The organism is Phormidesmis sp. 146-20, assembly GCF_052939475.1.
Window position 1 is genome coordinate 15542 of the sequence record NZ_JBJPHT010000070.1, and the last position, 13372, is coordinate 28913.

5 protein-coding genes are annotated in these 13372 nt (G+C 48.2%); all 5 read right to left on the reverse strand.

Annotated features, from left to right (window positions below; translation table 11 throughout):
• Positions 1-133: 133 nt before the first annotated feature.
• Positions 134-3886, reverse strand: coding sequence for a PAS domain S-box protein (locus ACKFKH_RS30730; RefSeq protein WP_446862184.1), 3753 nt, complete (start codon positions 3884-3886; stop codon positions 134-136).
• 572 nt (positions 3887-4458) lie between these two features.
• Positions 4459-5310, reverse strand: a complete 852-nt coding sequence (locus ACKFKH_RS30735; protein ID WP_446862185.1) for a response regulator — start codon at positions 5308-5310, stop codon at positions 4459-4461.
• 80 nt (positions 5311-5390) lie between these two features.
• Positions 5391-8063, reverse strand: a complete 2673-nt coding sequence (locus tag ACKFKH_RS30740) for an ATP-binding protein (protein WP_446862186.1) — start codon at positions 8061-8063, stop codon at positions 5391-5393.
• A 563-nt stretch (positions 8064-8626) separates the two neighbouring features.
• The gene (locus ACKFKH_RS30745; protein ID WP_446862187.1) at positions 8627-12874 is read right to left on the reverse strand and encodes an amino acid adenylation domain-containing protein; all 4248 of its coding nucleotides are present in this window, start codon (positions 12872-12874) and stop codon (positions 8627-8629) included.
• Positions 12875-13186: 312 nt separating this feature from the next.
• On the reverse strand, positions 13187-13372 hold a 186-nt coding region (locus ACKFKH_RS30750; RefSeq protein ID WP_446862188.1), incomplete at its 5' end, for a hypothetical protein.

Here is a 13372-nt window from a genome sequence, read left to right on the forward strand (position 1 = left end):
CCCCTCCAAACAGAAACTCCCTGAGTTTTATTGAAGCATTATTTCTGATTTTAAAGGAGTCTCTTTACGTTTACAGCAGGTTTCAAACAGATAAAAGAGGGCTGACATCAGTTCTTTTGGTTGTTTGAAGAGTTTAGTCTTTTGTCAACTCGACCAGTGCATCAAACTGAAAGTTTGCGACCAGATCGCTCAACCTCTGAGCAAGATCACCAAAATCGGGAGGAATCTGCTCAATCAGACGCAGACAGCGATCGGCATTTAGGCGCAGGGCCGATCGCTGAAGCTCAACCGTCCATTCCCTGGGCATTCTACTCACTAAAGACTTGAGCGGACGATCGCGCGCAGGGGGCATCACAGACAAATCAACCTGTTCTCGACTCAGCGGCTGCAATGGGCAGGGGTCAAACTGAGCAGGAATCTTTACGGCAAACAGCGTCCCCTGTCCGACTCCACTCCGGACGGTAATCTGCCCGCCCAACAATTGGACAAACTGCCGACTGATCGCCAACCCCAGCCCCGTGCCTTTTTTAGACTTTCGCCCTGTTTCCGTTTGCACAAATGCGTCAAACACCGTGTCGATTTCTGTGGGCGCAATGCCCGGCCCAGTATCAGACACCTCAAAGTGCAGAAAGGACGATTGGGCGGTTGTCTCTCCCCAAACCCGCAGCTTGACGCTTCCTTGCTCGGTAAATTTCACTGCATTGCTGAGGAGATTGATCACGACTTGCCGCAGTTTTCCTTCATCGGTTTGCACCAGGTCTGGCAACTCAGGCGCACGATCGACCATCAACCGAATGCCTTTTGCGTCTGCCTGTACCCGAAACATTTCCTCTAGATTTTGCAGCAGGATTGAGAGATTGACCTCGCTGAGATTGACTTTGGCGGCACCGACCTCAATTTTGGAGAGTTCTAACACGTTGTTGATCAGGTCGAGGAGATGTTGGACACTGCGCTCGATCGTCGCCAGCCGTGCTTTTTGTTTTTCGTTGAGCGACTTGTCGTATCGCAAAAGTTCGCTACAGCCCAGAATGACCGCCAGGGGCGTCCGCAATTCGTGATTCATGTTGGCTAAAAAAGTGCTTTTGGCTAGATTGGCAGCTTCGGCGGCTTCTTTGGCTTGTTTGAGTTCGGTTGATCCACGTTTGCGTTCGGTAATGTCTCTCAGCGACCCGACCATGCGAATGGGTTGTCCATTTTCGTCCCATTGAGCCGTACCGCGAGACTCACACCATTTGTAAGTGCCATCTTTGCAGCGCAGCCGAAATTCGACGACGTATTGAGGAGTCTGTCGAGCAAAATAAGCCTGACGCGCTGTGATCACGGTTTCTAGATCATCGGGATGCAGTAAATTTAGCCAGTCTGAAGACTCGATCGCTTCCTCCATCCCATAGCCCGAAATCTCTTGCCAGCGGCGCGATCGAAAGACCTGCTGAGTCGAAATATCCCAATCCCAAATTCCGTCGTTGTTGGCATCGAGAACGAGTTGTAGCCGCTCTTCGCTGGCTTGTAGGGCAAATTCTGATTGTTTGCGCTCGGTGATGTCCATGATCACGCCAACCATCCGCACGGGGCGATCGTCCGCATCATAAATCGCTCGACCTTTGCCCAACACCCAAAAAATCTGCCCATCTGGATGAATCACCCGATATTCTTCTGAGTAATCGGTCTGCGATATCAGCGACTGGTCTTTGGCTTGCTCAATTCGCTGCAAATCTTCTGGATGGACACGATCGCTCCAGGATTGTTGACTTGACTCGACTTCACCGGGTGTCAGCCCCAGTAGATAAAAGTGAATGTCATTCCAGGTCGTGACATTGGTGATCAGGTTCCAATCCCAACTGCCAATGTGGGCAAATTCTAGAGCCAGACGACGCTGTTCTTCACTTTTTTGTAAGGCGGCTTCGGTCTGTTTGAGATCGGTTATGTCTGTTGCGACGGTTGTCACGACCCAGCAGTGGGCCGCCTCATCCCATCGAGAGCTTAAGGTATGAGCAATCCAGCAGAGGTGATCGTCTTTGTGCCAAAACCGAAATTCGTAGCTGATGGTTTTTTTGGCCTTGATTGGCTCGATCTGTGCGCCAAAGACGGTTTCTAAATCCTGGGGATCGACCCGCGACCTGAAAAGCTGTTTGTCCGCCAACAATTCTTCTGCGGTGTAGCCATAGATCGCCTCGCTGCCAGGAGATACATAGTCCAGCGTCCAAGCGCCATCGGGATAAACACGACTGCTACCTAAAACCACGATCGCCCCTTTGAGAACGTCGCTGAGTTTGAGTTCTGTTGCTTGTAGGGCGAGTTCTAGCTGTTTTCTCTGCGTGATATCGTGGCTGACTACGGTGACGACCCAACAATTATCGCTGTGATCCCGCCGCGACGCATAAGTACCAGAAATCCATCTGAGAGAGCCGTCACCGTGATGAAACCGATACTCTATTGTGACTGTGCGTTCGGCAAAAAACTTTTGATAATTTGGCAGCACAACGGTTTCGAGATCGTCTGCATGTACCCGTGACATCCAGATATTTTGATCCGCGATCGCATCTTCCCGGGTGTACCCAAAGACAATCTCAGTTCCCGCCGAGCAGTATTCATACTCCCAGTCTCCAATGGCAAACAGACGAAAGCTGACGATCGCCGCCCCTGCACTATTGATCACATCATTGAGTTTGGCTTGCGATCGAGACAAGGCGGCCTCGATGTGTTTCTGAGGCGTGACGTTTAAGCTGGTGCCAATAATCCGATAGACCTGAGAATAGGCATCTCGTAGCGGCGTAAGCGTCGTCAACCACCAGAGTTCTTGTCCTTGAAAGGGAAGAAACTCCTCGTAAGTAACGCTGGCTTCACTGGTTAGACAGTCTCGATAGTGCTGAGTGACGATCGCCGCAAAGTCAGCCGTGTGAATCTGCTGGGGCGTTTTGCCCTGAGCCTCCGTCGAAGAGATGCCTGTCAGCCGCTCACAGGTCGGATTAAACCCGGCATAGCGAAACTCATTCCCTTCGACATCGATCACAAAAATCGACTGGCCCACGCCTTCATAAATGCTGCGTAAGATGCGCGAGGTGACATTAATACTGGTGCCAACAATGCGATAGATGCGATCGTCAGCATTTCTCAGAGGCGTGAGCGTCGTCAGCCACCAGAGTTCTTGTCCTTGAAACGGCAGATACTCCTCATAGGTGATGCTTTCTCCGGCGCTGAGACAGTTTTGATAATGCTGATTGACGCTGGCAGCAAATTCGCGCCCATGAATCTGTTGGGGGGTTTTGCCCTGGGCATCGAGAGAAGAAATTCCAGTGATTCGTTCGCAAATGGGATTGAACCCGGCATAGCGAAATTGATCGCCTTCGACATCGATCACAAAAATTGACTGCCCCACCCCCTCATAAATGCTGCGTAAAAACTCTTCTTTCTCAAGCAGTGCCTGGGTCAGAGACTTACGATTGCCCAAGCTCTGAGCGGTTGTCAAGACTGCTATTTCGCCGTCCAGCTCGATCGTCTCTGCCGACACCAAGACAAGCTCTAACTCACCGGCCTTGTTAAAAACTTCAAACTCTTTTTTGTCTACAGCGCCAACCTCATGCAGACTGTGATGCCAGCGATCGCGATCGCCCGCCGCCCACAAATTCAATTCCTGCGTTGATTTGCCCAATACTTCCGGGGGGGCGTATCCCAAAAGCTGGCAAAAACTTGAATTTACGTCGAGGATGCGATCGTCGCTCGTGATCATCATCGCTGCGGGATTTGACCGAAACGCCTTGCTAAACTTCTCTTCTGATTTTTGAAGCGCTGATTCGAGTCGTTGACGCGATCGCTGTTCCTCGGCCAACATTTGGGACTGAGTATCAAGCCGTTGGGTTAACCTCCGTATTTCTTCGGTCAGTGTCATACAAGTTCTTCGTCCGTAAATCCACTCTGAGCATAGATCAAAAACTCGGTCGATCGCTGTGATCAAACCTTTGGCGGATTCATAATTTCATGATATCGACGGACTTCTCCACTTCGCTTACCAATCGCTCCATCTGACGGCTTGGCACCGACTAAGAATATTTATTTGCGAGCTACTGAGGTTGATTAGAGCGATCGAGCGCCTACAGGGTTGATTTGAGAAATTCTTTAGTACAAATCTTGTCTTTGATAAAAGTTGGTAAGTGTGGCTTTTCCTAAACGCACGTCTGCGGCTTTTGGGTAGGAGACTGGAATTTCAATTACAAATTCTGCTCCTTTGCCAACTGATTTGGTAGTAAAAAAACGTGAATTCGATAGAGTTTTTTCGCTTCGGTATTTAACGCTTCTGCCCCCCACCCCCCAAATCTGGGGGACTTTCGGACAGGATTTCTTGCTCAAAGTCCCCCAAACTTGGGGGATTTAGGGGGCTGCCTGGAGTGATCGCCACAGCGAGGGATTTCATCGAATTCACGTTAAAAAAGGAGTCAGAAAGGTGCTGTTGAGTCAGTTGAGTCAATCGTGCAGGTTAACTTGTTTGAAGTCTGCCTCATCTAGACGAAAAAAGTTTCGCAATGACACTACAATTTCTCGAATTCGCTCAGTTCCAAACTGCATGGAGTTGAGTAATTTGGGCAGATCTTCTCGGAGAAATTCAAGGTCGATCGTTCTAATTTTCTCTTGAATTTCTTGTGGTGAATGAGGATAATTTGCTTCGTAGAGTTGGATGAGTTCCAGTAGACCCTGGGCGTATTGTTGAGCAGGATTTAGATTGCCGTAGATGAAATTGACTGGGTGATTAATCTCGTGGGCAACGCCTGCAACCAACTGACCCAAAGCAGAGAGTTTTTCTTGCTGAACGAGTTGTAATTGTGCCTGCTGAAGCTCGATCGTTCGTTCGACTACTTTTTGTTCCATCGTTTCAGCAAACCGCTTGAGTAAGCTATTTTGAGTTTCCAATCTTTTAGAAAAATCACGAAGCTGAATGTGAACTTTGACCCGTGCTAAAACTTCCTCTTGTTGAAATGGTTTTGTAATGTAATCAACCGCTCCTAAGCCCAAGCCTTTAACTTTATCGTCAGTGTCAGAAAGGGCTGTCATAAAGAGAATGGGAATGTCAGAAGTATCGGGGCTGGACTTTAAGCGGCGACAGGTTTCAAAGCCATCGATTCCGGGCATTTGAATGTCTAGTAAAATCAAATCGGGTGGATTATGTCGAGCTTGCTTAATTGCGCTTTCACCGTTGGTGGCAACTGCAACCTCAAAACCGTCTTCTGCTAGTGATTCAGAAAGTACTCGTAGGTTAGCCGGGTTGTCATCGACGATGAGGATGACGTTTGCTTCAGAAAGGTCTTTTAGAGTGTGCATACAGGATTTGACTCGCTTGAAATTAAGAAGATGACGTTAGTTAATGAGCGGATGCCGCATCAAGCTTTGATTTTGAATGTCTAATTGAGATCAGCCTTAGATTGAGCGCTTGATAAAAACTGTTCGATGAATTTCTGAACTTTTTCAACTTGAAAATCTTCGATCAATTTAACCATTAATCGTACAAAAGCTACATACTGCATATCCGACGTTTCTAGCTTTTCTAGCTGCTCCTTTAGCGTTTTGAGACGGCCCGACATTGCTAAATGATGCAATTGATTCAACTGTTCTATTGAGGGAGGCACAATCTCAGAGGAAGCAGCGATCGCTTCAGATTTATCTGGCTCATTAACCTGCTCATAAATCCATTCTAAATTGAGATGAGTTTGCAGCATTTCTAAGAGCTGATCTGCCTGAATAGGCTTTGGCAAAAACTCAACTGCTCCTGCCGCCAAGCTGATTTTTTGATCAGATTCAAACACGTTAGCCGAGGAGATGATTACTTTCAACTGCCGAAATTGAGGAAACTCTTTTAGATGTTTGAGAAACTCTAAGCCATTCATAACGGGCATGGTTAAATCCGTAATCACCAAATCAGGCAATACCTCAAACGTTCTATCTAAACCCTCTTGACCGTCGTTAGCTTCAAACAGTTGAAATCCGATCGGGGTGAGTAAGTGGGTCACGATCGACCGATTTTCCCAGCGATCGTCGATGACTAAAATTTTATGTTTTTCACCCACATATCCCACAATTCTTCTCTGTTGCGCTTCTTCAGAGATTTTTACCCAATCAGTGGCTTCCGGAATTTCAACTTCAAACCAGAAGCGGCTACCTTGTGCTTTTTGACTGGTGACGGCGATCGTGCCTCCCATCATTTCGACAATTTTGCGACTGATTGCTAACCCTAATCCAGTTCCTTCTGAGTGACGATCGCGACTGCCAACTTGCTCAAAGGGTAAGAAGATGTTTTCTAATTGGTCAGCAGTCATTCCCACACCTGTATCTTCGACCTCAAAGCAAATAATGTGCTGTAAATTTTCTTTGGCCTGCGACTTGACTCGAAGCGTGACGGCACCGCGATCGGTAAACTTAATCGCATTTCCCAACAGATTGATCAAAACCTGTCTCAGACGTTTTTCATCTGCATAAACTCCGACTGGAATGTGATCTTCAAACTGATAGGAAAAAGAAATACTCTTCTGCTCGGCTCGAATCCGACAAATCTCTACCACGCCTTGCAAAAAAGTTGGAAAATGGAAATCTTTAGGATAAAGCTCCATCTTCTGAGCTTCAATCTTAGAGAGGTCAAGAATGTCGTTAATTAATGTTAGTAAATGAGAGCCACACTGATGAATAATCTCGATTCCCTGCTGTTCTTTTTGACTCATTGTTTTAGAGCGTTGCAGAATTTGTGTATAGCCCAAGATCCCATTGAGTGGAGTGCGTAACTCATGGCTCATGTTCGCCAAAAATTCGCTCTTTGCGGTGTTGGCTCCATCCGCGATTTCCTTGGCTTTTTTGAGTTCGGCAGTGCGTTGATCCACTCGATTTTCTAATTCCTCAAACGACTCTTTGAGTTGAGCGGCCATTTGATGAAACGACTGCGCCAAGACATCTAATTCATCAGCCCCTTGCACTTCAATTTTGGGGGTGTGGGTGGGGGCTAATCCTGTTCCGTCACTCAGCCGAAATGCTCTCTGAGCATCCGCTTCTGCAAGTTTTTGGCACTCCTGAAGAATGGGTTCTAGACGGCGATTGAGACGACGCACAAATAGCGTGACGACTAGCGCCAAAACTGCACCCGCGCTTAAGGCTCCGATTCCTGTGATCGAAAGGGCCGGAACCAAAACCACCGACTGAGGCACCGCTGCAATCATCAACCACTGAGTGCCTCGAATGCGTTGATAAGCCCAGTATTGATTATCCGATAGCACTAGTCCAGTTTCCTGGGTGCCAATTTGCTTCCAGACATTGACGAGTTGAGGAATATCTTTGTAGGTCGCCAGCGCTTTTGCTTTTTGAGGGTTGGGCGGATAGGCGATCAGATTGCCCTTTTCGCTCAAGATGGCAAAGTAGCCGCCGCCCTCAGTCACCGGAACCTTAACCCGATCGCTCAAAGCTGTGACGTTAATATCAAGTCCGGTGATGCCAATGATGCGATCTTGGTCATCAAAAATGGGCCCGGTATAGGTGGTGAGTGTCAGTCCGTACCATTGATATGGTTCCAGCCAAATGTTTTTTCTAGCAGCGATGACATCGGTGTAGTAGGCTTTTTTGGGGTAGTCGTCGTCTTGAAACAGGTCTGAAAATCGAATGTCAGCGTGGGGTGGCGGCAGCAGTTTGCCAATTTGTTCGGGATTTTTTTGATCGACGTAGAAGTAGGGCCAATACCACTGGCGATCGGGCATCACTTGAAAAGCAGTTTGACCAAAGCCAAGCGCCATCGTCAGAGAAGACCGTTGTTGAAACAAATCAAAAATCAATTGATCGTAAAATTTTGAGTCTCGAAGTCCCTGTCGATGGCTGGTTTTGACGACAGCAGATAGGTTGGTCATGGACTGCTCAACGCTGGCAAGCTCACCTTCGATCGATTTGACCTGCGTACTCAAGTTGCCCCGAATCTCATCTTTGGCGCGGCTTTCTAACGCTTGATAAAAGAAATAGGACATTCCACCCAAACCGACGAGGGCACTGCCTAACACATAGAGAAATAGCCTCGAACCAATTGACTGATAGATGGAATTTTTCATCGTTCTCACAGGCACAACGTTGATAGAAGCGCTGAATGTAGGAGGTGGAATTTGGAGTTGAGCTTTGAGCAAATTCCGTTCGTAACTACGTGGAGCAATCCTCCTTTCTCAACCGTTGCTTTGACTCTTTTTGAAGTCGGCTCGTTGAAGTTTCTTTAAAAGATGGCGGTTGAAATCAGCACGTTCTACAAGTTCTTTCAGAATGCCCAAGCGTATTAGAGAATTTACAAAACTCTCGTCAACTCTTGTGTGAATTTACGGGCTTGATGGCATTAACTTTATTGAAGTTATTTTCAGCACTCAGTATTTACTGGCGATCGACTCCTTAAAAACACGTCAGTTCGTTAGAATTTTTCGCTTCGTTATTTTGCACTTCCGCCCCCCAACCCCCCAATTTTGGGGGACTTTAAGACAAGAATTCCAGTTCAAAGTCCCTCACTTGTGGGGGATTTAGGGGGCGAAGGATCTGTAGCATTCACAAATTGATTGGGTATGAGGAACTTGTGGATCGCTGGGCAGAAAGCTTTGTCAGTTAACCAGGTTCGATCGCAGCTACCGCCTTTCTAAACCCTAGTCAACCTGTTTTCAAGGACTCTTGGACGCTCTAGAAATCCCGTCTCGGTAAAGTAAGAAAAGTAGGTGTCGAGAGAGGGAGCGATCGCCAGACACTTAAGGCTTGTGTCGGTGAGTCCTGCAATCACATTTCGGCAATCTACTTTTTTGAGGGCCAGGGTTTCTAAAGAACTCAGGCAATCTTGAGCAAACAGAGAGCGTAGGGGACTCAAGGCATTTTCAGCGGTGAGCGTGGATAGGGTTGATTGCCACTGAGCGCAGGGGACAAGCTGAATCGGGTGGCCGATCGTCTGCATGTAATTCACCAGTTGGCGCAAAGACAGCGTATGGGGATTGACGAGATGAAATGCCTGTCCTAATCGATGGGGCTGATGGGAGAGATGAACGATCGCTCGACTCACATAGTCCACAGGGGTCAAATTCATTTGGAGATCAATATCGGGAGCACTGCCTAATTGAATCAAACCTTTGATCAGGCGGCTCACCAAATCATCGGTTTTAGAAACTCCTGTTTGCTGATGGCCAACGATCATACCGGGGCGATAAATGCAGGTGGGAATGCCGCGATCGTGGGCCGCCATCACCAATTTTTCGGCTACCCATTTGCTCTGAGCGTACCCGTTAAAAAGTCCGTGACTGTGCATTAGATCGTCTTGTTCTGTCCATTTTTGGGTATTTACATAAGCAGAAGACTGAAACACATCCAGCGTTGAGATAAAGTGAACTGGTTTGGTTTTGATCTGGCTGGCGAGTCGCAAAATTTCTTGAGTTCCCAAAACGTTGGCAGCGCGGAGAGCAGAGTAGGGATAGATCAGATTGACAAAGGCTCCGTTGTGATAAATGACATCGATTTTGCTGGCCAATTGCTCAAAGCGCTGGGCAGAAATTCCTAAAAGCGGCTGTGACAAATCGCCCAACACGGGTAGAATTCTCGCTGCGTCGATCGACTTGATGCAGGTGTATCGCTCCAGATTTTGCAGCAGTTTTTGGTGTCCGTCGCGATCGTTCTCGGCCCGTACTAGACAGTAAATATCCGCTTGAGTTTGCGCCAAAAGTTCTTGCAGTAAAAATGTACCCAAGAATCCAGTCGCACCCGTCAAAAAGATACGTTGAGAAATAGAATCAGAAACGCTAAACGGAACGTCCGGACAAATCGAAGGATCGAGCAGCGCCTCCGTTTGCAGATCAGCGTCTGTGATCTGAGGAACGATCGTATTCCCCAGTTTCAACGACTCAATGATCTGAGCTAACCCCGCGATCGTCGGCGACCGAAACAGAGCCATCAGAGACACCTCGACCCGAAAAGCAGCCTGCACTTGAGAGACCAGTTGTGTCACGAGCAGCGAATGCCCACCCAGGTCAAAAAAGCTGTCATACACGCCTACCTGTTCGAGGCTGAGAATTTGGCTCCAGAGTTGGGCTAGTTGAGTTTCGAGAACGGTGCGAGGGGCGACATAGGGTTCGGTAAGATGGGAGCGATCGCAACCAGGAGCAGGTAGAGCGCGGCGGTCAATTTTGCCATTGGGAGTCAGGGGCAGCGTCTCCAAAATTACGAAGGTACAAGGCACCATAAACACAGGCAGTTTCTCTCGCAAAAAGGCGCGAAGTTGTGGCACGAGTGATTTGGGGTTGGCGGCGCTGAGGGGATCGTTAGCATAGGTGCTGAGTGAGTGAATTTCGATAGTTTGTGCCGGGGTCGGAACTAACCAGGAATTGGTTGGATGGGGCGATCGACGGCAAAAAATTGCATCATAATAGCCCACGCCTTTTGCAGCAGACCAAGTAATTGAGAGGTCAAAGTCAACTTCTGCGCTGAGTTGCCAGAGTGCTTCAGGGTCAAGGGCGGTTTTGAGAGTAGGCAATCGCCGCAAATCTTCTACGGTCTCAGGGGGATTGGATTTGAGCAACTGCACGGCGGCTATTTCTGACAAAATTCGAGCATTGGGAATGTTAGAAATTCCGATCGAGTTGCAGGTTTTATCCAGGAGAATTTGACGAATTTTAGCCAGGGTGAAGTCTTGCTGCCAGTCGAGCCAGCTTGGTTTGACACTCAAATCACGGTCAGCCTTAACCTGCAACACCACATCGTAACGAAAGCAAGTTAACTCATTGTGATGAACGCCGCGCTTAAGTTGAATCTGCACGCGACTGATTTGAGGTAATCGCTGCTGAAGTGCTATAAAGAATGCCGGATCGATCACCAATTCTCTCTCTTGAGTAACACGATCGCGAATCCGTTGACGTAGTTTTTGAGTCGAGAGCGATGACGGCGCTTGATAAAGTTGCACTGAGGTATGAAACGCTTCTAGAAGGGCCAGATTTCGCACATCGCCGATAAAAATTTGTCCGCCTGGTTTTACCGCCTTAGCCGCCGCTTCTAACACTTCGATCAAATAGGTGATGCTGGGGAAATATTGAACGACAGAATTGAGAACGATCGTGTCAAAACTTTGAGGTTCGAGATTGGTTAAAGCGTTGGCAGCTTTTTGGTGTAGGGTGACGTGTGACCAGTCTGGATGGCGTTGCTGGATTTGTTGCTGAACGTAGTCGATCGCTTGTTGCGTGATATCTGTACCCACGTAGCGATCGCAGTGGGGAGCCAATCGAAATAGTAACAATCCGGTTCCGCAGCCGATCTCTAAAATGCTTTGTGGTTTCAGAGCGAGGATGCGATCGACGGTGTGATGCACCCATTCCTGTAGCTCGTGAGCAGATGTCATTTTTCCGGTGTAGCTGCTATTCCATCCAGCGGTATTGAAAGTGTAATCTAAGCTGTGAGAAGAATCGTTGTAGGCAGTGTTCCAGATCTGTTGCCATTGAGTCGTCATTTGAGCGGCGATTTCAAGTTGAGTTTCGGTCTGTGAGGGTTGCGATCGGGGAACAACGTAAGCCACAAGCCGTTTTTCTTCAGTGTCTCCGTGGGCGATTACGGCTGTTTCTTTGACTTGAGGATGTTGACTGAGAGCCGTTTCGATGTCGCCAAGCTCGATGCGGTGTCCGCGAATTTTGACCTGATGATCGACTCGTCCGATAAACTGGATGCTGCCATCGGGTAGATATCTGGCCAGGTCTCCTGTTTGATAAAGGCGGGCACCTGGTCGATCGCTAAACGGGTCAGGAATAAATTTCTCTTGCGTCAAGTCAGGACGATTGAAGTAGCCCCGCGCCACCCCGTCTCCCCCGATGTAGATTTCTCCTGGCATTCCTGTTTCTACCTGCTTGAGCGCATCTCCCTGGCGACGGGCGGGTTCTGCAATGAGATAGATTTGAGTGTTGGCGATCGCATGACCAAGCGGCACTGGGTTTGCATCCAACTCCATTTTGTGAACCATTGACCAGACGGTTGTTTCGGTTGGGCCATACATCTGCCAGAGCGCGCCGCCTCTTGTGAGTAATTGGTCAGCCAGCGATCGGGTCAAAGCTTCTCCACCACAGAGCATTTTGAGTTTGCCGTCGCCCTGCCAGCCCGCGCTGATCAACATTCTCCAGGTTGAGGGAGTCGCCTGCATTAGGGTCACAGTAGAACTGGTTAGCAGGTTGGCTAATTGCACGCCGTGAGCGGCAGTTTCGCGGCTGGCCAATAGGATCTGAGCGCCGACGATCAAAGGTAAGAAAAGCTCTAAAACCGCAATATCAAAGGAGAGGGTGGTGATCGCTAAAATGACATCTTCTGGGGCCAGTCCGGGTTCTTCTCGCATTGAGTTGAGAAAGTTGACCGCAGCGTGGTGAGTGATCTGAACGCCCTTGGGGTTGCCCGTTGAGCCAGAGGTGTAGATGGTGTAAGCCAAATTTTTGGCAGTCACCGTGCAGGGTAGATTTTCAAAAGAATGGGCTGTCGTCCAGGTTTGATCGAGACAGATAATTTGAGTTTGGGACTGAGGCAAGCGATCGAGCAAGTCTTTTTGAGTCAACAAAATCGCCAGTTGGGTGTCTTGGATGACGAACGCCAGTCGATCAAGGGGATAGTTGGGGTCGAGCGGCACATAAGCACCTCCCGCTTTGAGAATAGCGAGCAGGGCAACCAGCATTTCTGGCGATCGCTCCAAACAAACTCCGACCAGGCTCTCTGGCTTGACTCCCAAAGTCTTTAAATAATGGGCAAGCTGGTTAGCTTTTTGATTGAGTGCTTGATAGGTGAGGGAGCGATCGTTAAACGTAATCGCAATTTTGTCAGGTGTTAGGAAGACTTGACGTTCTACAAGCTGCTGAATCGAGACGCTTTGATCATCAGAAAGCATCGTTTCTCCTAATTAAGTTTTGACGAATGAATGCGGAGTAACCAAGGATACAAACTGCTAAATTCTCAATACAAAACCCAGAATTTAGGACTTACTATTTTGATGCGGCGGAGCGAAGACTTTACGCTTCATCTGGCAGAGATCGCAATCAATTGTAAATCTTGCAGACTATTCTACCGATAGAGTACTGAATTTTATTGAACTGCACAAAAGCTGATTTTCTCAGTATCCAGCAATCGCACGGTTTCATGCGGTCGGTAACGATTGAAGGGTTCTTAAAAATTGTATAAAAACGAACACTGAAGATCGCGCCTAAACTCCTCGAAGACCTAACCCCGTGCTGCAAAACACAAGCGTTGTCCAATCTTTCTTGATGAGTTGTGCTAGACGAGGAGACGATCGACCTTTAAGTTGAGCCGCCGCAATTTTAACGTGAATTTGATAGAGTTTTTTCGCTTCGTTGTTCACGGCTTCTGCCCCCCAACCCCCCAATTTTGG